This is a genomic window from Pseudomonas sp. NBRC 111138, from assembly GCF_001320835.1.
Lineage (GTDB): Bacteria > Pseudomonadota > Gammaproteobacteria > Pseudomonadales > Pseudomonadaceae > Aquipseudomonas > Aquipseudomonas paracarnis.
The window spans coordinates 41,809-64,700 of record NZ_BCBO01000088.1; the positions used below are offsets into that span (position 1 = coordinate 41,809).

The 22,892-nt window shown below is 61.9% G+C and carries 19 protein-coding genes; 10 read left to right on the forward strand and 9 right to left on the reverse strand.

Annotated elements, in window-relative coordinates:
* Positions 1–3: 3 nt before the first annotated feature.
* The 8 genes from tcyN to APH41_RS17290 all read left to right on the forward strand — a co-directional run bounded on the left by tcyN (position 4) and on the right by APH41_RS17290 (position 8,629).
* Positions 4–750 (forward strand): L-cystine ABC transporter ATP-binding protein TcyN, encoded by a 747-nt coding sequence (gene tcyN / locus APH41_RS17255; RefSeq protein ID WP_014716461.1) that lies wholly within the window; start codon positions 4–6, stop codon positions 748–750.
* Between the two features lie 371 nt (positions 751–1,121).
* Entirely contained in the window at positions 1,122–1,910 is a 789-nt protein-coding gene (locus tag APH41_RS17260) for a hypothetical protein (RefSeq protein WP_054896661.1), read from the forward strand.
* Positions 1,911–2,095: 185 nt separating this feature from the next.
* Positions 2,096–3,337, forward strand: a complete 1,242-nt coding sequence (locus APH41_RS17265; RefSeq protein WP_054920297.1) for an SfnB family sulfur acquisition oxidoreductase — start codon at positions 2,096–2,098, stop codon at positions 3,335–3,337.
* A gap of 40 nt (positions 3,338–3,377) precedes the next feature.
* On the forward strand, positions 3,378–4,571 hold the full coding sequence (locus APH41_RS17270) for an SfnB family sulfur acquisition oxidoreductase (protein ID WP_054920299.1): 1,194 nt from the start codon (positions 3,378–3,380) through the stop codon (positions 4,569–4,571).
* On the forward strand, positions 4,571–5,929 hold the full coding sequence (locus APH41_RS17275) for an LLM class flavin-dependent oxidoreductase (RefSeq protein ID WP_054920301.1): 1,359 nt from the start codon (positions 4,571–4,573) through the stop codon (positions 5,927–5,929). The genes APH41_RS17270 and APH41_RS17275 overlap by 1 nt, the downstream gene beginning before the upstream one ends.
* A gap of 138 nt (positions 5,930–6,067) precedes the next feature.
* Positions 6,068–6,883: a MetQ/NlpA family ABC transporter substrate-binding protein gene (locus tag APH41_RS17280; RefSeq protein WP_054896665.1), complete on the forward strand. Its 816-nt coding sequence runs from the start codon at positions 6,068–6,070 to the stop codon at positions 6,881–6,883.
* Entirely contained in the window at positions 6,880–7,995 is a 1,116-nt protein-coding gene (locus tag APH41_RS17285; protein ID WP_054896666.1) for a methionine ABC transporter ATP-binding protein, read from the forward strand. Before APH41_RS17280 ends, APH41_RS17285 begins: the two co-directional genes overlap by 4 nt.
* On the forward strand, positions 7,985–8,629 hold the full coding sequence (locus APH41_RS17290) for a methionine ABC transporter permease (protein WP_003187635.1): 645 nt from the start codon (positions 7,985–7,987) through the stop codon (positions 8,627–8,629). The genes APH41_RS17285 and APH41_RS17290 overlap by 11 nt, the downstream gene beginning before the upstream one ends.
* 2 nt (positions 8,630–8,631) lie before the next feature.
* Here APH41_RS17290 and APH41_RS17295 read toward each other — a convergent pair whose 3' ends face one another.
* Entirely contained in the window at positions 8,632–9,735 is a 1,104-nt protein-coding gene (locus APH41_RS17295) for a hypothetical protein (RefSeq protein ID WP_054920304.1), read from the reverse strand.
* A gap of 176 nt (positions 9,736–9,911) precedes the next feature.
* On the opposite strand from APH41_RS17295, the gene APH41_RS17300 reads away from it, so the two are divergent.
* Positions 9,912–10,538: a bifunctional 2-polyprenyl-6-hydroxyphenol methylase/3-demethylubiquinol 3-O-methyltransferase UbiG gene (locus tag APH41_RS17300; RefSeq protein WP_034125479.1), complete on the forward strand. Its 627-nt coding sequence runs from the start codon at positions 9,912–9,914 to the stop codon at positions 10,536–10,538.
* 109 nt (positions 10,539–10,647) lie between these two features.
* Here the strand turns inward: APH41_RS17300 and APH41_RS17305 are convergent, their stop codons facing one another.
* The 4 genes from APH41_RS17305 to APH41_RS17320 form a co-directional block, all read right to left on the reverse strand.
* Positions 10,648–12,837: a glycoside hydrolase gene (locus tag APH41_RS17305; RefSeq protein ID WP_054920305.1), complete on the reverse strand. Its 2,190-nt coding sequence runs from the start codon at positions 12,835–12,837 to the stop codon at positions 10,648–10,650.
* Between the two features lie 218 nt (positions 12,838–13,055).
* Positions 13,056–16,121 (reverse strand): efflux RND transporter permease subunit, encoded by a 3,066-nt coding sequence (locus tag APH41_RS17310; protein ID WP_032894148.1) that lies wholly within the window; start codon positions 16,119–16,121, stop codon positions 13,056–13,058.
* The gene (locus tag APH41_RS17315; RefSeq protein WP_054920307.1) at positions 16,118–17,188 is read right to left on the reverse strand and encodes an efflux RND transporter periplasmic adaptor subunit; all 1,071 of its coding nucleotides are present in this window, start codon (positions 17,186–17,188) and stop codon (positions 16,118–16,120) included. The genes APH41_RS17310 and APH41_RS17315 overlap by 4 nt, the downstream gene beginning before the upstream one ends.
* The gene (locus APH41_RS17320) at positions 17,185–18,267 is read right to left on the reverse strand and encodes an efflux RND transporter periplasmic adaptor subunit (protein WP_054920309.1); all 1,083 of its coding nucleotides are present in this window, start codon (positions 18,265–18,267) and stop codon (positions 17,185–17,187) included. The genes APH41_RS17315 and APH41_RS17320 overlap by 4 nt, the downstream gene beginning before the upstream one ends.
* Positions 18,268–18,388: 121 nt before the next feature.
* Between APH41_RS17320 and APH41_RS17325 the strand changes: the two genes are divergently transcribed.
* Entirely contained in the window at positions 18,389–19,552 is a 1,164-nt protein-coding gene (locus APH41_RS17325; RefSeq protein WP_054920311.1) for an AAA family ATPase, read from the forward strand.
* Positions 19,553–19,664: 112 nt separating this feature from the next.
* Here APH41_RS17325 and APH41_RS17330 read toward each other — a convergent pair whose 3' ends face one another.
* Genes APH41_RS17330 through APH41_RS17345 form a run of 4 tightly spaced genes read right to left on the reverse strand, consistent with a single transcriptional unit; the run spans position 19,665 to position 22,588 of the window.
* Positions 19,665–20,513 (reverse strand): transporter substrate-binding domain-containing protein, encoded by an 849-nt coding sequence (locus tag APH41_RS17330; protein ID WP_034125473.1) that lies wholly within the window; start codon positions 20,511–20,513, stop codon positions 19,665–19,667.
* Positions 20,510–21,286 carry an amino acid ABC transporter ATP-binding protein gene (locus APH41_RS17335; protein ID WP_034125472.1) on the reverse strand — a complete coding sequence of 259 codons (777 nt, stop codon included), beginning with the start codon at positions 21,284–21,286 and terminating at the stop codon, positions 20,510–20,512. Before APH41_RS17335 ends, APH41_RS17330 begins: the two co-directional genes overlap by 4 nt.
* Positions 21,283–21,942, reverse strand: a complete 660-nt coding sequence (locus tag APH41_RS17340; protein WP_034125471.1) for an amino acid ABC transporter permease — start codon at positions 21,940–21,942, stop codon at positions 21,283–21,285. Before APH41_RS17340 ends, APH41_RS17335 begins: the two co-directional genes overlap by 4 nt.
* Positions 21,923–22,588: an amino acid ABC transporter permease gene (locus tag APH41_RS17345; RefSeq protein WP_003187615.1), complete on the reverse strand. Its 666-nt coding sequence runs from the start codon at positions 22,586–22,588 to the stop codon at positions 21,923–21,925. The genes APH41_RS17340 and APH41_RS17345 overlap by 20 nt, the downstream gene beginning before the upstream one ends.
* Between the last annotated feature and the right edge of the window lie 304 nt (positions 22,589–22,892).

A 22,892-nucleotide genomic window follows, 5' to 3' on the forward strand; every position in this document is an offset into this window, starting at 1 on the left:
AGCATGATCGTGGTTGAAAAACTGACCAAGCAATTCAACGGCCAGGTGGTGCTCAACGGCATCGACCTGGAGGTCAAGGAAGGCGAAGTGGTCGCCATCATCGGCCCCAGCGGTTCGGGCAAGACCACCTTCCTGCGCTGCCTGAACTTCCTCGAAGAACCCACCAGCGGCCGTATCAAGGTGGGTGACATCGAGATCGACAGCAGCAGGCCGCTCAACCAGCAACAGGGCCTGGTGCGGCGCCTGCGCCAGCATGTGGGCTTTGTGTTCCAGAACTTCAACCTGTTTCCCCACCGCACCGCGCTGGAAAACGTCATCGAAGGCCCGATTGTGGTCAAGAAGATGCCACGGGAAGCGGCGGCCGAACTGGGGCGCAAGCTGTTGGCCAGGGTCGGCCTGGCGGGCAAGGAAGCGTCGTACCCACGGCGGCTGTCCGGCGGCCAGCAACAGCGTGTGGCGATTGCTCGCGCATTGGCCATGGAGCCGGAGGTGATCCTGTTCGACGAACCCACCTCGGCCCTCGACCCGGAACTGGTGGGCGAAGTCCTGGCGACCATTCGCAGCCTGGCCGAAGAAAACCGCACCATGGTCATCGTCACCCACGAGATGAGCTTTGCCCGTGATGTGGCCAACCGGGTGATCTTTTTCGACAAGGGCGTGATCGTCGAACAGGGCGAAGCCAAGGCGCTGTTTGCCAACCCCAGGGAAGAACGTACCAAGCAGTTCCTGAGCAAATTCCTCGCCCACTGACGCCTCCCAGTGTAGGAGCGAGCTTGCTCGCGAAGAACGTTAACGATAACGCGGTGAATCAGATTGACCGAGTTGCCTGGGCGTTCTTCGCGAGCAAGCTCGCTCCTACAACGGGTTGCAGGTTGAGCGTGTAAAAGCCCCCGTCGCAAGCGCCTTAAAATCCCCCTCCCCGTCAGACCCGTCTGAATCTCGCCAAACCCGCCGTTTAGCCCTTTGCCTCCATTGACGCTCCTTGGCCAACCCTCTTATCTAGCGCCTTGAGGATTGGATCCTATCCCGGCTACTGACTGAATCGTGCCTTTCGAACCCCCTTGCGCCTGTGCGTCCAGGTTTCGGAACGATTGCTGCTGGCTGCATCAAGGAGATTACTTATGACACACACTCAAACCCCGGCCACGCTCAGTGCCCCAAGGCTTCCCCAGGCTATTGGAAACGGCATCAGCGCCCTGGCCTCCGCCCACTTGCAGGTCGATATTTCACCCTACCCGAGCATGGAAGAAGGCGACCTGATCGAACTGTTCTGGAACAACTGCTTCGCCGCCTCGCGCAAGGTGACGGCCTGCAGGATCGGCACGTGTACCCACTTATGCGTACCGCAGAGCTTTGTGCAGGACGGACCGGCACGCGTCCATTACCAGGTCTTGCAGATCGGCCATGGCCCGATGCGCTCGGCGGTGACGCTGGTGCGGGTCAAGACCAGCTATCCGGGCGGTCAGCCTTCGCCGCGCCTGAACCCTGAAGGCGACACTGAAAACCAGAATCTGGCGCCCGTGAACTTGCCCGAGACGATTCGCCGCCACGGCGTCAACAGCAGCCAGGTAAGGCGCGGCATTCCGCTGACCATCGAGCCTTACCTGAACATGAGCACGGGCGATGCCATTACGTTGCGCTGGGGCGATGTACGCTTGGACCTGCCCCGCATCCAAGCCAACAGCGTCGGCCTGGCGGTGCAGGTGTGGGTGCCGCCCCACGTGATTGTCGAAGCCGGCGACGACTGCCGGTTGGAAGTCACCTACTGCATTCTCGACCGCGTGGGTAACAACTCCCGCTGGGCGCCCGCCCGCACGCTGCGCATCGCCGCCTGCACACCGCCCCGCCCTGCCTCGCCCGCACCGGGCTATCAACCGCGTCGCTTCGGTTCACCCTGTGAACCGGGGTGACAGCCCTTCTATGCATATTCCTAAAAGTTAGTTTATTTAAATAATTAACACGCTTAGGGTATATGCACCGGACCACCGGACATTCCTGATTTTTCTGTTTATTTCATTGAATGCGAGTTCGGTATGGTCAGAATTACCCCGGTGCGCAACGCCAGGGCATTGCGTGCAGCCAAGGAGCGGCGCTGATGTCTAACTTGGCTCTAACACCCCCCCAGAGTGATCTGGACGTAGCCCCCCTGCTGTTGCCCGCCACGGTGTTGCGCAACGACGCCCAGGCACTGAGTGCAGCCCACGAACTGGCCCAGGCTGCACGCCTGCACGCCGCCCAGCGCGACCAGCAACGCAAACTGCCCTGGGCGCAGCTCGAACAGTTCACCCGCAGCGGCTTGGGCAGTATTTCCATTCCCCGTGAATACGGCGGCCCACAGGTGTCGTTTGTGACCCTGGCCGAAGTCTTCGCGATCATCAGCGCAGCCGACCCGGCACTCGGGCAGATCCCGCAGAACCATTTCGGCATCTTGTACGTATTGCAGGGCACCGCGACCGAGCGTCAGAAAAAGCAGCTGTTCCAGAGCGTGCTCGACGGCTGGCGCATCGGCAACGGCGGCCCGGAACGCGGCACCAAAAATACCCTGGAGCTCAAGGCACGCATTACGGCCGAAGGTGATGGGTACGTGGTCAGCGGCCAGAAGTTCTACTCCACCGGCGCACTGTTTGCTCACTGGGTCGCCATAAAAGCGTTGAACGATGACGGCAAGCAAGTCATGGCCTTCGTGCGGCGCGGCAGCGAGGGGCTGCGCATCGTCGATGACTGGTCGGGCTTTGGCCAACGCACCACCGCCAGCGGTACCGTCTTGCTTGATCGCGTGGCCGTGGAGCCGGAACTGGTCATCGACAACTGGCGCCTGGGCGAAAGCCCGAATATCCAGGGGGCCGTGTCGCAACTGATCCAGGCCGCCATCGACGCTGGCATCGCCCGAGGCGCCCTCGACGATGCCATTGCCTTCGTGCGTGAACGCTCACGCCCGTGGATCGACGCCAAGGTCGAACGGGCCAGCGACGACCTGTATGTGATCGCTGATATCGGCAAGTTGAAGATCGAACTGCACGCCGCCGAAGCCCTGCTGCGCAAGGCCGGCCAGGTGCTTGACCAGGTCAGCGCCGCACCGATCACCGCGCAGTCCGCCGCCCACGCCTCGATTGCCGTGGCCGAGGCCAAGGTGCTGACCACCGAAGTGGCGTTACAAGTCACCGAGAAGCTCTTTGAACTGGCCGGCAGCCGCGCCACCCTGGCCGAATTCAACCTTGACCGTCACTGGCGCAACGCCCGGGTGCACACCCTGCACGACCCGGTGCGCTGGAAGTACCACGCCATCGGCGCCTATCGGCTCAACGGCACCTTGCCGGCTCGTCATTCGTGGATTTAACCAACCAGAACACTTTTTCCACGAGCTTCTGGAGAAACTCATGACCCTTTCTCACCCCGTCGCGGTCATCACCAGCGACGAACAAGCGCTTATTGTCGCCAGCGATCTTGCTGAAGACTTGCGCCGCAACAGCGCCCAACGCGACCGCGAACGCCGCCTGCCATTGCCCGAACTGGACGTGTTTTCCCGCTCTGGCCTGTGGGGCATCAGCGTGCCCAAGGCCTACGGTGGCGCGGGCGTGTCCAACGTCACCCTGGCCAAGGTCATCGCACTGATCGCCCAGGCCGATGGCTCGTTGGGCCAGATTCCGCAAAACCATTTCTATGCCCTCGAAGTACTGCGCGTGAACGGCAGCCCCGAACAGCAGCAACGCCTGTACGCCGAGGTGTTGGCCGGCCAACGCTTTGGCAACGCCTTGGCGGAGCTGGGCACCAAGACCGCCCACGACCGCATTACCAGCCTCACCCGCGACGGCGACGGTTTTCGCATCAACGGGCGCAAGTTCTACGCCACCGGCGCGATCTACGCCCAGCGCATCCCCACTTCGGTGGTGGATGCAAATGGCGTGCAGCAACTGGCCTTCGTACCGCGTGACAGCGAGGGACTGACGGTGATCGACGACTGGAGCGGCTTCGGCCAGCGCACTACCGGCAGCGGCTCGGTAGTGTTCGACAACGTGTGGGTCGCGGCGCAAGACGTGGTGCCGTTCCAGAGCGCTTTCGAACGCCCGACCACCGTCGGCCCGCTGGCGCAGATCCTCCACGCAGCCATCGACACCGGCATCGCCCGCGCGGCCTTTGAGGACGCCTTGCATTTTGTGCGCACCAAGACCCGCCCATGGATCGACGCCGACAACGACAAGGCCACCGAAGACCCGCTGACACTCAAGAGCTTCGGCCACCTGAGCAGCCGGCTGCACGCCGCCGAAGCCTTGCTGGAACGCTCGGGTGAATTCCTCGACCGCGCCCAGGCCGACAGCAATGCCCAGACCGTCGCCGCAGCCTCCATCGCCGTTGCCGAAGTACGCGCTCTGAGCACCGAGATCTCCCTGGCGGCCGGCAGCACCCTGTTCGAACTGGCTGGCAGCCAGGCGACCCTGGCCGAACACGGCCTGGACCGCCACTGGCGCAACGCCCGGGTGCACACCCTGCACGACCCGGTGCGCTGGAAATACCATGCGGTTGGCAACTACTACCTCAACGATGAAAACCCGCCGCTGCGGGGGACCATCTGATGAGCAAAAAAAAGATCCTGCTCAATGCTTTCAACATGAACTGCATCGGGCACATCAATCACGGTTTGTGGGCTCATCCACGAGACAACTCGACCGAGTACAAGACCCTCGAATACTGGACTGAACTGGCGAAGATCCTTGAACGCGGGTTGTTCGACGGTTTGTTCATCGCTGATATCGTCGGCGTGTATGACGTCTATCAGGACTCCATTGACGTGCCCCTCAAGGAGTCGATCCAGCTACCGGTCAACGACCCGCTGCTGCTGGTGTCGGCCATGGCCGCCGTCACCCAGCACCTTGGCTTCGGCCTTACCGCCAACCTCACCTATGAGCCGCCGTACCTGTTCGCACGGCGCATGTCGACGCTGGATCACCTGAGCCGTGGCCGGGTGGGTTGGAACATTGTCACCGGCTACCTCGACAGCGCCGCCAAGGCCATGGGCCTTACCGAACAGGTCGAGCATGACCAGCGCTACGACCAGGCCGATGAATACCTGCAGGTGTTGTACAAGCTCTGGGAAGGCAGCTGGGAAGACGACGCGGTGCGCAACGATCGCCAAGCGCGGGTGTATGCGCAACCGGGCAAGGTGCACAAGGTAGAGCACCACGGCGAGTTCTATCAGGTGGAGGGTTACCACCTGTGCGAGCCCTCGCCGCAGCGCACGCCGGTGCTGTTCCAGGCCGGCAGTTCCGAGCGCGGCTTGCTGTTCGCCGGGCGGCATGCCGAGTGCGTGTTTATCAGCGGGCAGAACAAGGCCGCGACCAAGCGCCAGGTGGACAAGGTGCGCGCCAGCGCAGTGGAGGCTGGGCGCAACCCGGACGACATCAAGGTGTTCATGGGCCTGAACGTCATCGTTGGCGCCACTGAAGCGTTGGCCTGGAACAAGCACGCCGAGTACCTCAGCTACGCCAGCGCGGAAGCCGGCGTGGCGCACTTCTCGGCCTCGACCGGGATTGATTTTGCCCAGTACGCGTTGGACGAACCGATCCAGTATGTCAAAAGCAACGCGATCCAGTCGGCCACCCAGAACCTGCAGAACAACGACTGGACCCGGCGCAAATTGCTTGAACAGCACGCCTTGGGCGGGCGCTATATCACCCTGGTGGGCTCGCCTGAACAGGTGGCCGATGAGCTGGAATCCTGGATCAGTGAAACCGGGCTGGATGGTTTCAACCTGACGCGCATTGTGACGCCGGAGAGCTATGTGGATTTCATTGAGCTGGTGATACCGGAGCTACAACGACGGGGCTCGTACAAGACGGAATATGCGCAGGGAACGCTGCGGGAAAAAGTCTTCCACGACACGGCTCGCTTACCCAACCAACACACCGGCTCTACCTACCGCCACATTGTTTGATCGTTCCCACGCTCCGCGTGGGAATGCCTCTTGGACGCTCTGCGTTCGCTTGTGGGACGCGGAGCGTCCCTGGCGGCATTACCACGCGGAGCGTGGGAACGATCTCGCTACCTAAGACCTTATGACTGGAAAACCACTATGAAAAAGACATTCCTAAACCACCCAGTCAAAGCACTGGCCCTGGCCTTCGGCTTATTCAGCTCGGCGGTATTTGCCGCCGACGCCCCGCTGAAAATCGGCACCACCGCTGCCTTCGCCATTCCGCTGGAAGCCGCCGTAGAAGAGGCCGGCAAGCAGGGCCTGAAGGTCGAACTGGTGGAGTTCACCGACTGGATCGCGCCCAACGTCAGCCTCGCCGCCGGCGATATCGACGTGAACTACTTCCAGCACATTCCCTTCCTGGAAAACGCCAAGGCCGCCGCCGGGTTTGACCTGGTGCCGTATGCGCCAGGCATCATCAATAACGTCGGGCTGTATTCGAAAAAGTACAAAAACTTCAACGAGCTGCCCGCAGGCGCCAGCGTGGCGATTGCCAACGACCCGATCAACAGTGGTCGCGGCCTGCAACTGCTGGCCAAGGCCGGGCTGATCACCCTCAAGCCGGGTGTGGGCTACAAGGCCACCGAAGAAGACATCGTCGCCAACCCGAAAAACATCAAGATCCTGCAAGTGGAAGCGGTACAACTGGTGCGCGCCTATGACGACGCCGATCTGGTGCAGGGCTACCCGGCGTACATCCGCCTGTCCAAGACCTTCGATGCCGAGTCGGCACTGTTGTTCGACGGCCTCGATCATCCGGAATACGTGATTCAGTTCGTCATCCAGCCCAAGAGCAAAACCGACCCACGGGTGATCAAGTTCGTCGATATCTACCAACACTCGCCAGTGGTGCGTGCGGCCTTGGACAAGTCCCTCGGCAAGCTCTACCAGGTCGGTTGGGAAGCTAAACCATGAGTGCCGCCAACGCCCGATTGCACGATCTGGCCCCTGCGCCCAGCCACGCCGAACAGACTGAACTGCACCCGGACTTGAACCGCGCCCATGTGCGGTTCATCAACCTGGGCAAAACCTATGACGGCACGGTGCATGCGCTGCAAGGCATTGACCTGGCGATCCAGCGTGGCGAAGTGTTCGGCATCATCGGCCGCAGCGGCGCCGGCAAGTCATCGCTGATCCGCACCATCAACCGCCTGGAACAACCCAGCAGCGGACGGGTGCTGATCGACCAGGTGGACATCGGCAGCTTCGATGAAGACCACCTGGTGGCGCTGCGGCGACGCATCGGCATGATCTTCCAGCACTTCAACCTGATGTCGGCCAAGACCGTGTGGCAGAACGTCGAGTTGCCGCTCAAGGTCGCCGGTGTACCCCAGGCACAACGCGCACGAAAGGTGCATGAACTGCTGGAGCTGGTAGGCCTGCAAGACAAACACAAGGCGTACCCGGCGCAGCTGTCCGGCGGGCAGAAACAGCGCGTCGGCATCGCCCGCGCGCTGGTGCACGACCCCGAGATTCTGCTGTGCGACGAAGCCACCTCGGCCCTCGACCCGGAAACCACCCAGTCGATCCTCGGCCTGCTGCGCGAGATCAACCAGCGCCTGGGCCTGACCATCGTGCTGATCACCCATGAGATGGCGGTGATCCGCGACATCTGCGACCGCGTGGTGGTGCTGGAGCACGGGCGTATCGTCGAGCAGGGCCCGGTGTGGCAGGTGTTTGGCGATCCGCAACATGAGGTCAGCAAGACCCTGCTCGCACCGCTGCAACACGGCTTGCCGCCAGAGTTGCAAAGCCGCCTGCAACCCACGCCCGCCTCGGCCGACGCCGCACTGGTGCTGCGCCTGCAGTTCGCCGGCAGCGACACCCTGGAGCCAGACCTCGCGGCACTGTTCAGTGCCCTCGGCGGCCGTGTGCGTTTACTGCAAGGCGGCGTGGAACGCATCCAGGGGCATGCCTTGGGGCAACTGCTGCTGGCGGTGAATGGATCGCCGCACAACGCCGAAGAACTGCGCAAACGCGCGGCCAATTGGGCACAACAGGTGGAGGTGCTGGGCTATGTGGTTTGATCGTTTAGTGCAGGGCGCCATCGACACCTTGTTGATGGTGGGGGTGTCATCGCTGATCGCGCTGCTGGTGGGCATTCCGCTGGCGGTCTTCCTGGTCACCAGCGACAAGGGCGGCATCTACCAGGCACCGGCCCTTAACCGCGTGCTGGGAGCGTTCGTGAATCTGTTCCGCTCCATTCCGTTTCTGATCCTGATGGTGGCGCTGATCCCGTTCACGCGCCTGATCGTCGGCACCACCTATGGCGTCTGGGCGGCAGTGGTACCGCTAACCATCGCCGCCACACCGTTCTTTGCACGCATCGCCGAAGTCAGCCTGCGCGAGGTCGACCATGGCCTGATCGAAGCCGCGCAGGCCATGGGTTGCCGCCGCTGGCACATCATCTGGCATGTGCTGTTGCCAGAGGCGTTACCCGGCATCGTCGGCGGCTTCACCATCACCCTGGTGACCATGATCAACTCATCGGCCATGGCCGGGGCGATCGGCGCCGGTGGCCTGGGCGATATTGCCTACCGCTATGGCTACCAGCGCTTCGATACGCAGATCATGCTCACGGTGATTGTGCTGCTGGTGGTGCTAGTGGCGGTGATCCAGCTGAGCGGGGACCGATTGGCGCGGGTATTGAACAAGCGCTGACGTCACGGGCACTCATCCAATTGGGCAACGCTGGCACGGGGCACGAAGGTGATGGTTTTTTCCTTGGCCTGCCAGGGCCGCACGATGTAGCTGCCATCCGAGTCGGCCATCACTCGCAGTTTTACGCTGCGCTTGGGGTTGTCGGCGTCTACCAGCGCGCCGGGGACCTTGGCCTCTGCCGCCCAGGTCATCAAGGTACAAACACGCCCTCCCGAGGCGGAGCCTTGCAGCGGCAGGCCACCCAACTTGGCCCCGCTCGCCGGGATCAGCCCGAGTAAAACGATGAGCGCAAAGGCCACCAATGAGGCGAACGCCACCGGGTTTTTCTGGACGCGCATGCGCACCACCAAGCAGGCGGCGCTCCCCTGGATCAGGAACAGCACGGCCATTTCGGCGGCCATGAACGGCGCAAAGAACACGGCGCTGTCGGAGTACTCGCTGAAGGCGCGGGAGACCGGCACCGTCACCATCAGAATGACCACCATTTGAACGACCCCGGCGCCAGCACTGGCCAGCCAGAACTCGCCGGACAACTCACGCAGGGCAACATCGGCGGGACGCGCACGAATGATAATGCCGACATAAGCTACTACCGCCGCCATGATCGCCACGATCCAACTGAGCGTGAGCAACAACCCACTTTCGGCGTTCACGGACAGGTACACGGCGGACATCCAGAACACAAACATCACCAACAGGCTGGCCGCCCAATGTCCCAGTAACCTCCTGTGCTGGGCCGTCTCTTGCGGCGACTGCGGGCTGAGATTGAGTTGATCACTCAGGCGCACACCGGTGCCGTTCAGGCGCGTGAACAAGATGAACGTGGGCACCAGGATCGATGCACCCATCATGCCGATCACAAATACCAACATGGCGAACATAGCCGGCAAGGCAGTGAACGCCGACGCCGACAGGATACTCAGCGGCACCTTTTCCACCTGGATGTACTGGTACAGGTACAGGCCCGCCACCGAGAGAACCCCCACCGTCAGCGGCCAGGCACGCTCATTGAGCCACAACAGGCCATTGCTCAATCTCGTGGCGTATTGGTCGACCTTGTTCGGCGCGGTGTTGTCGCCAACGGGTGAACGTTTTTCCTCTTCCATGGATGTATAACCCTCTGCAAATTAGGGCCGAATCTTACCCACAATTTCCTGTGGCGGTCTGTCGGATGCGCGCACTGCGACCGCCGTGAAGCGCCCTACAGCGGATACACGGTTTTCAACTGATGAATGGGCCGGGGTATAGTCCCCGTACCTCAGCCGCAGCCGTGCGCCATGCCATGAAACTTGCTCCCGACGACCTCAACCAGATCACCTCCACCACCCTGGGCCACTACAACAAGGTGGCCGAAGACTTCCGTGAAGGCACCCGCGATCACGATGTGAGCCAGAACATCGACGCGCTGTTGCGGCATATCCAGGGCACGCCGCCATTCACTGTGCTGGATTTCGGCTGTGGGCCAGGGCGGGATTTGCAGACGTTTACGCGCATGGGGCATATCGCCGTTGGCCTGGATGGCTCCGAGCGTTTTGCGCAGATGGCCCGCGAAGACAGCGGCTGTGAAGTGTTGCAGCAGGACTTTCTCAAGCTGGACCTGCCCGCTGCGCGCTTTGACGGGGTGTTTGCCAATGCGGTGCTGTTTCATATTCCCAGGCAGGAACTGCCGCGCGTGCTCAAAGAGCTGCATGGCGCGTTGAAACCTGGAGGCGTGCTGTTCAGCTCCAACCCTCGGGGCGAGAACCAAGAGGGCTGGAATGGGCCGCGGTATGGCTCTTATCACGACCTGCAGGCGTGGCAGGCCTTGCTGACTGCGGCTGGGTTTGAAGAGCTGGAGCATTACTACCGGCCGGCCGGGTTGCCGCGGGAACAGCAGCCTTGGTTGGCGAGTGTGTGGCGTAAAGTTTAGTGCTGCATCGCCTGTTCCGGCCTCATCGCAGGCAAGCCAGCTCCCACCTTTGGAATGCATTTCACTGTGGGAGCCGGGCTTGCCCGCGATGGCGCCGTAACGGGCAGCGTTATTTCACCTGATACACCACCGGCTCCTCCCCCTCCACAAGCACCGTCACACTGCGCCCGGCATACCCCTGTTTTTCCACCGCCGAGAAATTCGCCACCAGCCGCGTTCCATCGGCGAAGGTGGTTTGCTGCAGCTGTTTGTCCACCGTCAGCCAACGGAAACCAGTCATTTCCTGGGTCGCCAAGCGCTGGTGCAACGGCCGGAAGAAGCGGTCCTGGCGCTGAATAATCGGCAGCCGCGCCTTGAGCGTCGCCGCACTGAGGTGGTACAGCGGCGGCACGTTGTAGAGCAGTTGGGTCAGTTCATTGTCGCCCTGCACATTGCTCAGTTTGAGGCTGTCGAACAGCCAATGATGGGTGGTGATCACCGAGCCGTGGAACACCGCCTGATACAACGGCAGGCGCATCGTCGGTTCGAAATACAGCGTGCGAAACGGCTCCTTCAACGGCACCGATTTGAAGAACACCGCCGGTTGCTCCGTGGGGTACCAGTTGCCTACGAAGTACGGCGACTGCGGGTCCTGGGTCATCTCGCGGTCACCCCAGCCGATCACCGGGGTCTGCATGCCGTGGGCAAACAGGATGCCCTGGGCGGTGATCGCGTTGCCGTCTTCCGAGCCTGTGACCAGCTTCGGCACGGTGTTGATCCAGCGGGAGGCGTCGATATTGCCTTCGGCGTTTTGTGCCTGGGTCATGCTGGCGTTGCTGCGATAGCTGTCGAACAGCATGCTGGTGGCGTAGGCATCGAGAAACCAGGCATTGAAGCCAGCCTTGGCGTGTACCGCCTTCACCCGCGCCTCCAGCAGCGGCCGCACGCAACGCGGGTCGGTGTAATGGCCGGACTTCTGGAAACCGGTTTTCAGCTTGCCGTCTTTCAACACGATCGCGCAGTCGCGATAGGCCTTGGCGCCCAGGTGGGCAGTGGTCCAATCGGGGTTTTCCGTGGCGGACAGGGCCGTTTCATAGGAGTCGTAAGGCGCCATCAGAAAACCGGCTTCCACCCCCGCGCGAATCGCTTCGGGATGCCAGAGGCCACCCTCCCAACCTTCGCCCAAGGTCAGCAACAGACGCTGCAGCCCGGCGTCGCGCAGGGTTTGAATAGTGCTACTGCCCCAGGTTTGCGGGCTGTCACTCAAGGCTCCCGCAAAGTCCACGGCCAGTTCACTGCGCAGCTCGCCATAACGAGCGGCAAGGCGGGTCATGTCTGGCTCTTGCACTTGCCAGGCCTGTCGGGCCTTGGTGTTGATCGCTGCGTTGAGGCCGCGCAGGAGCACGGTTTGCTCATAGCGATTCAAGGGAGTGGACTGCGCCAGCAACTGTGCGCTCTGTTTGTCCATCAGCGTCTTGAGTTCATGACTGCGCAGCCGTTTGATCAGTTTGGGCCAATCACGCACATCGCCCAAAGCCAGCAGGCCGTTGTCCCAGAGGTACACATGGCTGGCGCCCAGCAGCTTCTGGGCTTCGGGTGTTTGCCGCAGCTTGTCCGCCAACGGCTCATAACGGCCCTGCTCCACCAGCCACTGGCGGTAGCGCTTGGCGCCAGCCAACGGGTCGGCATCGCCCAGGGACAGGCGCAGCGTCATCGGCGCGTCGGGCGCCAGCGGGGTGAATTCATGGGCCGCGGAGAGGGCCAGGCCGTTGCCGTCGACTTGCCATTGCAGGCGGTTGTTGTAGGGGTTGGTCAACAGCCAGTTCAACGTGAAGGCACCGTGATCCACGCCCCATAGCGGCAGGCTCAGGTCCTGGGTGGTATTGAGCTCACCCCGCTCCAGCAGAAACGCCTTCCAGATCGCATTGCCGGCAGGCACGTAATGCCCCTCGGCCAAGGGCCAGATCAACCCTCGCCCCACGGCCTCGGCAGGCTGGCGCAGCAGGGCCAGTTCACCGGGCTCGCGGGCGTTGATGGTCAGGGCCAGGTCACGCTGTTGCAGGCGGGCGCTCAGGCGATAGGCGCCGTTGTCCCATTGCCAAGTGGCTTGGTCAGGCGTGTTTTGCAATTGGCTGACGGCATGCGCGGCCACACCGCTGGATGCCTGCACCGAAGCCTGGCCTGCGGGTGTCACGCGCAGCGCCAGGGTGGCGGGGTCGAGTTCGACGCGCCACAAGGCGTTTTCCAGTACGGTGGCGGCGAAGGCAGGCGGTGCAAGGAGCAACGCGCAAAACAGCAAGGTGAAACGCAGGCACTGCATGAGGACCGACCTGGGTTTGGAATGAGGACCAGAGGGTACAACATGCAAGGGTCAGCCAGGACGACGTCGGGATTTTTCAGAAGCTTCACACAGCCTCAGTCAGTTAAGGCTCTTTTGTAGGAGCGAGCTTGCTCGCGAAAAACTCACAGGCGCCGCGTTTACTCAGGAAGCACGCGTTATCGTTGACGTTTTTCGCGAGCAAGCTCGCTCCTACAGAATTAATCCTGTTGTGGCTGATGTTCCTGTTTCGGCTCGCGAATCTTGTACCAGGCCACATACAGCGCCGGCAGAAACAGCAACGTCAGCAACGTCGCAATGATGATCCCGCCAATCATCGCGTAGGCCATCGGCCCCCAGAACACCTCTCGTGCAATCGGGATCATGCCCAGGCTCGCCGCCGCAGCCGTCAGCAGAATCGGTCGACGCCGGTGTTCGGTGGCTTCCACCACCGCATCCCACGGCGTGTAGCCGGCCTCTTCGTACTCGTGGATCTGTGTGACCAGAATCACCGAGTTGCGGATGATGATGCCGATCAGCGCCAGGATCCCCAGAATCGCCACGAAGCCCATGGGCGTGCCCGTGGGGATCAACGCCAGCACCACGCCGATCAGCCCCAGTGGCGCGACGCTGGCCACCAGGAACATCTTCTGCACGCTGTGCAACTGGATCATCAGGAAGGTGGCCATCAGGAACAGCATCAACGGCACCACCTTGGCGATAGGCCCCTGGGCCTTGCCGCTCTCCTCCACGGTACCGCCGGTGGCGACTTTATAGCCCACCGGCAAGCCTTCGCTGAATTTCTCGATGGTCGGCGCCAATTGCTTGACCAGGTCGGTCGGCTGCATCTCATCGCGCACCGCGGCCTTGATGGTAATCGTCGGCTTGCGGTCACGACGCCAGACCAGCGGCTGCTCCAGTTCGTAACGCACCGTAGCAAAGGCCAGCAATGGAATCGAGGTGCCGTTGGGCGTAACGATCTGCAGGTTCTGCAAGGTTTCCGGCGTACCGCGCTCGGCATCCTCGGCGCGGCCGACCACGTTGATCAGGTAGATATCGTCGTGCACCTGGGTCACCGCCGCGCCGCTGACCACGCTGTTCATCAACTGCGCCACGTCTTCCGACGAAAGCCCCAGTTGCCGCGCCTTGTCCTGGGCGATGTCGACGCGCAGCACTTTGCCCGGCTCGTTCCAGTCGTAGATGATCTCGCCCAGGTGGGTGTTCTGATCCAGCAAGGTCGCCAGTTCAATGGCGTGTTTGCGCACCTGGTCGATGTCTTTGCCGGACACGCGGTACTGGATCGGCCGCCCTACCGGCGGGCCCATTTCCAGCGGCTGCACGTAGCTGCCGATACCGACAAAATCATCGCGCAAGCGTTGTTGCAGGCGGGCGATCAGGGCGCCACGCTCTTCCAGGCCCTTGCTCACAATCACCAGTTGCGCGTAGTAGGGGTTTTCCAACTGCTGGTCCAGCGGCAGGTAGAAACGGATCGCGCCCTGGCCGATGTAGGTGCTCCACCGGGCGATGTCCGGGTCGTCCTTGATGATCGCTTCGAGGCGGTCAACGGCCTTGCGCGTCTCGTTGATCGAGGCGTTTTGCGGCAGGTTCAGGTCGACGAGAATTTCCGGACGGTCCGACGACGGGAAGAACTGGTTCTGCACAAATTGCATGGAAAACACCGAGGCCACGAACAGCGCCACGGTGATACCAATCGCCCACCAACGGTTGCGCATGGCCCACAGCATGCCGCCATTGAAGGCACGGCCAATGCGCCCCGGCTCGGCGTTGTGCGGTTTCACATTGGCGCTGAGGATATGCACGCCGATCACCGGCGCAAACAGCACCGCCACCACCCACGACACCAGCATCGCCACGGCAATCACCGCGAACAAGGTAAAGGTGTACTCGCCCGCCGAACTGGCGTTGAGGCCAATCGGCACGAAGCCGGCCACGGTCACCAGCGTGCCGGTGAGCATCGGGAAGGCCGTGGAGGTATAGGCGTATGTCGCCGCCTGTTCCTTGGTTTCGCCTTTTTCCAGGCGCGTGATCATCATCTCCACGGTGATCATCGCGTCATCCACCAGCAGGCCGAGGGCGATGATCAATGCGCCCAGCGACACGCGCTGCATGGTGATGCCGCTGTATTCCATGAACACGAACACCAGCGCCAGCACCAACGGAATCGAGCACGCCACCACCAACCCGGCGCGCATGCCGAGGCTGATAAAGCTCACCACCAGCACGATGATCACCGCCTCGAACAACGCGCTGGTAAACCCGCCGACGGCTTCTTCCACCACTTCGGCCTGGTCGGACACCTTGTGCACGCCGACGCCCACCGGCAGGTCGGCGGTCAGCTCGTCCATGCGCCCGTGCAGGGCCTTGCCGAACGACTGGATATTGCCGCCCTTCTGCATGGCGATGGCCAAGCCTATCGCCGGTTTGCCGTTGAAGCGGAACATCGGCCGCGCCGGGTCCACATAGCCACGGCTGATGTCGGCAATATCCGCCAGCCGGTAGAAACGGTCATTGAGGCGCAGGTTGACGTTGGCCAAGTCTTTCTCCGAGGCGAACTGCCCGGAGGTGCGCACCGAAATCCGCTCCGGCCCAGCCTCGATCACCCCGGCCGGCGTTACCGCATTCTGCGATTGCAGGCTTTGCACGACCTGGCGCTGATCAATCCCCAGGGCCGCGAGTTTGCGCGTGGAGAAATTCAGGTAGATCACTTCGTCCTGCTGGCCGATCATTTCGACCTTGCCCAGCCCCGGTACCGAACGGATTTCGGCGCGCACCTGCTCCACGTAATCACGCAGCTGACGCATCGACAGGCCATCGCCGGTAAAGGCATACACCGAGCCGAACACGTCACCGAATTCATCGTTGAACGACGGCCCCTGCAAACCCTGGGGGAAGGTGCCGCGGATGTCGTCGATCTTCTTGCGAACCTGGTACCAGATCTCCGGGATGGCCTTGGCACTGGTGGTGTCCTTGAGGAACACGAACACTGTGGACTCGCCGGGCCGGGTGTAACTTTTCACGTAGTCGAGGGAGTCGAGTTCCTCGAGTTTTTTCTCGATGCGGTCGGTGACCTGCTTGAGGGTTTCTTCCTGGGTCGCGCCCGGCCAGCGGGTCTGGATCACCATGGTCTTGATGGTGAACGACGGGTCTTCTTCACGGCCCAGGTTCATGTACGAGAACACGCCCATCAGCAGCGCGACGAACATCAGGTACCAGACGAAGGACTGATGCTTGAGGGCCCAGTCGGATAAGTTGAAGCTCCCTTTCATCGCGGGCTGTCCTCGTCGATTTTGACTTTTTGCCCAGGTTTCAGGCTGTTCACGCCGGCGGTGACAATGTGCTCGCCGGGTTTGACGCTGCCATTGAGCAAGGCGCTGTGAGCATCACGGCTGATAACCGTGACCTCGCGGGGTTGCACGGTCTGGCTCTGGGTGTCGAGCAGCCAGATACGGGTCTTGCCGTCGACTTCCTGCAAGGCGCTCAGGGGCAGTTCGATACGCGGGGCGATGGCGGTGCTCAAAGTCACGCTGATTGCCGTGCCCAGGCGGAACGCCGGCGGGGTTTCGGCCAGGCTCAGGCGTGCGCGACGGGTGCGCGTGGCACTTTGGGCCTGAGGCTCGATCTCACGCACCACGGCAGTGGTGTGCACGCTGGGGTCCAGTTGGCCGGCGACGAGGAACACCACATCGGCAGGCAAGCGTTCAGCCAGGCCGGCGGGCAGGTCGATCACCGCTTCCTTGATGTCCGGACGGGCCAGGGTCACCACTTGCTGGCCGGCGCTGACTACTTGGCCGGCCTCGGCATTCCAGGCGGTGACGATGCCGGCATGGTCGGTGCGCAGTTCGGCGTAGTTGAGCTGATCCTTGGCCTGGTTGACCGAAGCACGGGCCTGGTCGAGGGTCGCCTGGGTGGTTTTCAGGTCGGTCTGGGCCACATCCAGCTGGGCCTGGGCGCCGACGCCACGGTTGAACAGCTCCTGTTGCCGCCGAGCGTTGGCCTGGGCGTTGATGAACTGCGCCTGTACGCGCGCCAGGTCGCCCTGGGCAGCGCGCAATTGGTTCTGCTGGTCGGTGGGGTCAAGCACGGCGAGCAGGGCGCCCTTCTCCACTTCGGCGCCGACATCCACAGCGCGACGGGCGATGCGGCCCGGCACACGGAAACCCAGGTTGCTTTCATAGCGGGCCTGGATGGTGCCGGCGAAACGGCCCAGGTTTTCCTGGTCTTCAGCCTTCACTTCCATGGACAGCACCGGGCGTATGGGTTCGGGCGGCGCCTCTTCCTTGGAGCAGGCCATCAGCAACAGGCTGGCGGCGACAATGAGCGTCAATTGCTTCATGGCTGCGCTCCGGGTTGGGCGATCTCGACGACCATGCCGGGGTGCAGCAATTGCCCACCGGCTATCACGACTTTTTCACCGCCTTTGAGGCCCTCGCCGATGATCACTTTGCCGGTGAGGTAGCGCGCCACGGTGACCTTGTGCAACTGCGCCTTGCCTTCGCCGTCCACCAGCCACACGGCTGGCTCGTTGAGGTCTTTGGTCAGCGCTGACCAAGGCAGCTCGATGCTCGCCTTGGCCGGGCCATTGGCGGTGGCGCTGACCACCGACCCCAGTTCCATGCCCTTGGGCAGGCTTTGCAGGGCGATCTTCACTTGGACGGTGCCGGTATTGGCGGCCACGGCGGGCGTGACTTCGCGGACTTTGCCCACGGCCTTGATGCTCGGGTTGTCCAGCAGGCTCACCGTAATCGGCGCGTCGGGCGGCGGCTCCACCAGCAAGGACTCATACACGTTGAACACGGCGTCACGTTCGCCATCGCGGGCGAGGCTGAAGATCGGCACGGTGGCCTGTACCACTTGGCCGACTTCGGCCTGGCGCGCCGTGATGATCCCCGGGGCATCGGCAATCAGCGAGGTGTAGCCCAATTGTTCGCGGGCATTGGCCAACTGCGCCTGGGCGGCGGCCAGGGCACTTTGGCTGCTGCGCAGCGCGGCCTGGGCGGCGTCATATTCGCTGCGGCTGGTATAGCCTTTGGGCAGGAGTTTTTCCTGGCGCACAAAGGCGGCGGCGGTCTGCTTGACCCGCGCCTGTTCGGCCACGACCTGGGCATGGGCCGAATCGACGTTGGTTTGCAGGTCCTTGGGGTCGAGCTTGGCCAGGACTTGCCTGGCTGTGACGCGGTCGCCCACGTCGACCATGCGCTGGATGATCTTGCCGCCCACGCGAAAGGACAGATCGGTTTGCACCCGCGCCTGGATATCACCGGTCAGCGTCACCGCCGCGGCGAAATCCGCCGACTGCACGGTTTGCACGAACACCCGTGAATGCTGCTTGGGCTCGGCTTTGTCCTGGCCACAGCCGCTGAGCAGCGCCAGGAGGCCAAGGCTGAAAATAAATGTCGAGGTGCGACCGCCCATGCAGGCTCCTTTTGCGTGATGCCGACGTTCAAGTGTGTATGCGACTGTGAGCTTAGATCAGGGTTCCTTATCTGCATGGAGGATCCCATACTCCAATGGTTCCCATGCTGACTAAATACACATGCTTAAAACCCTCGCGGTGGCCAATTACCGCTCGATCAACAAATTGGTGGTGCCCCTGGACCGGCTGAACCTGGTGACAGGGCCCAATGGCAGCGGCAAGTCCAACCTGTATCGCGCCCTGCGCCTGCTGGCCGAAACTGCCCAGGGTGGGGTGATCAATGCGCTGGCCCGCGAAGGCGGGCTGGATTCCACATTCTGGGCCGGGCCGGAAAACATCAGCCGGCGCATGCGCAATGGCGAAGTACCGGTGGAGGCCGTGGTCGCCCAAGGCGTCAAACGCTTGCGCCTGGGCTTTGCCGGGGAGGACTTCAGCTACGCCATCTCCCTGGGCATGCCCATCCCGGTTCCCGGCAGCGAGTTCAAACTGGACCCGGAGATTAAAAAGGAATGTATCTGGGCCGGCCCTCTCTATCGCCCGGCCAGCCTGCTGGTTCAGCGCTCGGGACCGATGGTACGCGCCCGTGATGGCCGCGCCTGGGACGTGCTGGCCCAACACACGCCCAACTATCACAGCCTGTTCGATCAGGTCGGCAGCCTGCGCGGTTCGCCGGAAGTGTTGCTGCTGCGCGAAAGCATCCGTGGCTGGCGCTTTTATGATCACTTTCGCAGCGATGTGGATGCGCCGGTACGCCAGCCGCAATTAGGCACGCGCACGCCGGTGCTGCATCACGACGGTCGGGATTTGGCGGCCGCGTTACAGACGATTCGCGAAGTGGGCGATGTCGAGGCGTTGCAGCACGCGGTCAGTGATGCCTTCCCCGGCGCACGGTTGCATATCGAACCGTTGCAGGGCGGACGCTTTGCCATTGAGTTCTATCAGGAAGGCTTACTGCGCCCATTGTCGGCGGCGGAGCTGTCGGACGGCACCCTGCGTTACCTGCTGCTGATCGCAGCACTGCTGACCCCACGCCCGCCGACCATGATGGTGCTGAACGAACCGGAGACCAGCCTGCATCCCGACCTGTTGCCGGCACTGGCGCGCTTGATTATCCAGGCGTCGAAGCAGTGCCAGGTGTGGGTGGTGTCCCATGCCAGCCGCTTGATTGCGGCCTTGCAGCAGGATGAGGGGTGTAATTCGATTGTGTTGGAGAAGGTGTTGGGGGAGACACGGATTGTGGGGCAAGGGATGCTGGATGCGCCGGCCTGGCACTGGCCGGAGTAGGAGCGAGCTTGCTCGCGAAAAACGTCAACGATAACGCAGCGCTATCTGGTAGCCCGCGTTGCCTGTGCGTTCTTCGCGAGCAAGCTCGCTCCTACAAGGACGGGGTGATCAATCAGCCCTGCCACTTACCGCCTTCAACAATCACACTCTCAGGCTTGGTGTCATCGCTCAGTTCTTTTCGCACATATTGGTCATAAAGCTTGAGCAGAAACTTCTCCTCGCCCAACTTCGCCAGCTCGGCATTCACCCAGTCACGCAGCTCGGTATTGCCCTTCTTCACCGCCGGGGCAATCGGCGCTTCATCACCCAGCTTCTCTTCCAACACGCGGTAACCCGGGTTCTGCTTGGCCCAGCTGAACAGCACCAGGTTGTCCTGGGCATAGGCATCACCACGTCCGGCCGACAGAGCTTGCAGCGACTCGGAGTTCTTCTCGAACTTGAGCAGCTTCCAGTCCGGATGGTTCTTGGTCAGCCAGATATCCGCCGTGGTGCCGGTGGTGACGATGGTCGTGCGGGTTGCCAGGTCATCCAGGCTTTTGACGGCGCTGTCATTCGGCACCAGAGCCTGCACCGCGACTTTCAGGTTGGGGTTGGTGAAGTCCACCGCGTCCTTGCGTTCAGGCGTCACGGTCATGTTGGCGAGAATCAGGTCGACCTTGTCGCTTTGCAGGAACGGAATGCGGCTGGCCGGTTCCACGGCGACAAATTCCACCTTGTTTTCGTCGCCCAACAGGTCCTTGGCGAATTGACGGCCGATGTCGGTATCGAAGCCGACATAACGACCCGCTTCGTCCACAAAACCGAATGGCGGCTTGTCGGTAAACACGCCGACAATCAGCTTGTCCCGCGCTTTGATTTTGTCGATGTAGCTCACAGCCGCGGGTTTTACCGGCTCTTCGGCCTTTTTATCGCAGCCGGCCAGCAAGGCGACGGCAAACAGTGGCAGCAGTAACTTTTTCATATCAGCTCCAGTTCCTTGATCTTTTTGGGCAGTGTTGAAACAAAGGAGAACTTCTCCAGGAACTGCTGCGCGCGCGCGGTCTGCGGGTTCGTAAAGAATGCCTCGGGGGTGTTGTGTTCGAGGATGCGACCGGCCTCCATGAACACCACGCGGTCGGCGACGGCGCGGGCGAAGGCCATTTCGTGGGTAACGATCAGCAGGGTCATGCCATCGCGGGCCAGGTCCTGGATCACTTCCAGCACTTCCTTGACCATCTCCGGGTCGAGGGCCGCGGTGACTTCGTCAAACAGCATGACCTGGGGGTTCATGCACAACGAGCGGACGATGGCGATGCGTTGCTGCTGGCCGCCGGAAAGCTGGCGTGGGAAGGCGTCGCGCTTGTCGGCAAGGCCCACGCGCTCCAGCAATTTTTCCGCCTGCTCACGGGCCTCCCGGGGGTCGCGCTTTTGCACTTTGAGCGGGCCGAGCAGGATGTTGTCGAGCACGCTCATGTGCGGGAACAGGTGGTAGCTCTGGAACACCATGCCGATGTCCTGGCGTACCTGGCGCCAGTCGGTGGTTTTATCCAGCAGCTCTTTGCCGGCGAACCGCAGACTGCCGCTGTGTGCCACTTCCAACCCGTTCAAACAACGCAGCAAGGTGCTTTTGCCACAGCCGCTGGGGCCGAGGATCACCACCACTTCGCCGCGTTGCACGCTCAGGTCGATACCCTTGAGCACCTGCGCCTCGCCGAAGAATTTGTTGAAACCCTGGAACTCGATCAATGCGCTCATGCTTGGGCCCAGCGCCGTTCCAGCACCTTGGAGGCGGCTGACAACGGGTAGCAGATAAAGAAGAAAAACAGGAACAGCGCACCGTAGATCAATACCGACTCATAGGTGCGCTCGATGATTTGCTGGCCGACCTTGATCACATCCACCACGCCGATCAGCACCGCCAGGGAGCTAGTCTTGATGATGCGCGTGTACACATTGATGGTCGGCGGCGTCATGCGCTTGAGGGCCTGGGGCAGCAGTACATAGCCGTACAACTGTGGGCCGGACAGGCCAATCGACAAGCCCGCTTCGCGCTGGCCACGGGGCAGCGAATGCAACGCGCCACGCACCACTTCGCCCACCTCGCTGGCGCCCCACAACGACAGCACCAGCACCGCGCACCAGAAACTGGGGATGCTCAGGCCGAAGAAGATCGGCACGCCAAAAAACAGCAGGTACAACCACACCAGTACCGGAATGGCGCGGAACAGTTCCAGGTAGACCCGCAGCACGCCGTTGATCGCTTTGTTATTCAAAGTGCGCAGCACGCCGTAGAGCACGCCGCCAACCGTACTGAAGGCGATGCTCAAAAACGAAATCGACAGGGTTTGCGCAGCGCCCTTGCCCAGTTGCGGCAACGACACCCAGAGCAACTCAAGACCCGAACTGGCCATGTTGGAGCCTCCTTTCCAGGCGGCTGAGCAACAGCGACAACGGCAAGAACAACAGCACGCAAATCAGCGTCAGCACAGCGAGCATTTCGTAGGTTTTGTAGTAGAGGGCGATGTAGCTCTTGGTGGTGTAGAGAATTTCCGGCACCGCCACGGCGGAAACCACCGTGGTTTCCTTGAGCAGAAAGATGAAATTGGCGAACAGCGCCGGCAGGCTGAGGATGCCGGCCTGGGGCAGGATCACATGGCGCAACAGCTGCCAATCGGACAGGCCAATGGACTTGCCCGACTCGATTTGCGCCAGCGGCACCGCTTCCACACCAGCGCGCAGCACCTCGGTGAGATAGGCGCCGCCCAGAAAGGTCATGGTGATGATCGCCGCCCAGAACCCGGAAATATTGAAACCCAGGGCAGGCAGCGCGAAGTAGACGAAGAACAGTTGGATCAACAGCGGCGTGTTACGCGCCAGCTCCACATAGAGCGCCACCAGGCGCGACAGGTAAGGCGTGCGAAACACCAGCAGCGCAGCGTTGATCAGCGCCACCAGCAAGGACGTGGCAATGGCGATCAGGCCGACTTGCAGCGTCACACCCACGGCCTTGAGAAACGCCGGCAGCGTGCTGAGGATAAAAGCGAAATCGAAGGTCATGTGCAGTCCATATCGCCGCATGGGTAATGCCGCGAGCGCAGTCCGTGCTGACGTGGATAACTTCAGCTAGCGCGAACTTTAAAGGTATAAAAATCAAAATTTAAATACCAAAATAGCATATTGATATCACCCAAAAACCTAACCCCTGCGGGAGCTGTCGAGCATTCCCACGCTATGCGTGGGAATGCCGCCCAGGACGCTCTGCGTCCGCTCTAAAGTCGTGACGCAGAGCGTCACAGGAGACGTTCCCACGCGGAGCGTGGGAACGAGCAATCGCACAGTTTTGACTGTATTTCAGATAAAA

Coding starts and splice junctions, on each gene's coding strand:
- APH41_RS17340 (WP_034125471.1), bottom strand. CDS start 21,942: ATGGCCAGTTCGGGTCTTGAGTTGCTCTGGGTGTCGTTGCCGCAACTG.
- APH41_RS17310 (WP_032894148.1), bottom strand. CDS start 16,121: ATGAAAGGGAGCTTCAACTTATCCGACTGGGCCCTCAAGCATCAGTCC.
- APH41_RS17265 (WP_054920297.1), top strand. CDS start 2,096: ATGTCTAACTTGGCTCTAACACCCCCCCAGAGTGATCTGGACGTAGCC.
- APH41_RS17320 (WP_054920309.1), bottom strand. CDS start 18,267: ATGGGCGGTCGCACCTCGACATTTATTTTCAGCCTTGGCCTCCTGGCG.
- APH41_RS17305 (WP_054920305.1), bottom strand. CDS start 12,837: ATGCAGTGCCTGCGTTTCACCTTGCTGTTTTGCGCGTTGCTCCTTGCA.
- APH41_RS17280 (WP_054896665.1), top strand. CDS start 6,068: ATGAAAAAGACATTCCTAAACCACCCAGTCAAAGCACTGGCCCTGGCC.
- APH41_RS17300 (WP_034125479.1), top strand. CDS start 9,912: ATGAAACTTGCTCCCGACGACCTCAACCAGATCACCTCCACCACCCTG.
- APH41_RS17285 (WP_054896666.1), top strand. CDS start 6,880: ATGAGTGCCGCCAACGCCCGATTGCACGATCTGGCCCCTGCGCCCAGC.
- APH41_RS17290 (WP_003187635.1), top strand. CDS start 7,985: ATGTGGTTTGATCGTTTAGTGCAGGGCGCCATCGACACCTTGTTGATG.
- APH41_RS17325 (WP_054920311.1), top strand. CDS start 18,389: ATGCTTAAAACCCTCGCGGTGGCCAATTACCGCTCGATCAACAAATTG.
- APH41_RS17330 (WP_034125473.1), bottom strand. CDS start 20,513: ATGAAAAAGTTACTGCTGCCACTGTTTGCCGTCGCCTTGCTGGCCGGC.
- APH41_RS17335 (WP_034125472.1), bottom strand. CDS start 21,286: ATGAGCGCATTGATCGAGTTCCAGGGTTTCAACAAATTCTTCGGCGAG.
- tcyN (WP_014716461.1), top strand. CDS start 4: ATGATCGTGGTTGAAAAACTGACCAAGCAATTCAACGGCCAGGTGGTG.
- APH41_RS17345 (WP_003187615.1), bottom strand. CDS start 22,588: ATGACCTTCGATTTCGCTTTTATCCTCAGCACGCTGCCGGCGTTTCTC.
- APH41_RS17315 (WP_054920307.1), bottom strand. CDS start 17,188: ATGAAGCAATTGACGCTCATTGTCGCCGCCAGCCTGTTGCTGATGGCC.
- APH41_RS17295 (WP_054920304.1), bottom strand. CDS start 9,735: ATGGAAGAGGAAAAACGTTCACCCGTTGGCGACAACACCGCGCCGAAC.
- APH41_RS17260 (WP_054896661.1), top strand. CDS start 1,122: ATGACACACACTCAAACCCCGGCCACGCTCAGTGCCCCAAGGCTTCCC.
- APH41_RS17275 (WP_054920301.1), top strand. CDS start 4,571: ATGAGCAAAAAAAAGATCCTGCTCAATGCTTTCAACATGAACTGCATC.
- APH41_RS17270 (WP_054920299.1), top strand. CDS start 3,378: ATGACCCTTTCTCACCCCGTCGCGGTCATCACCAGCGACGAACAAGCG.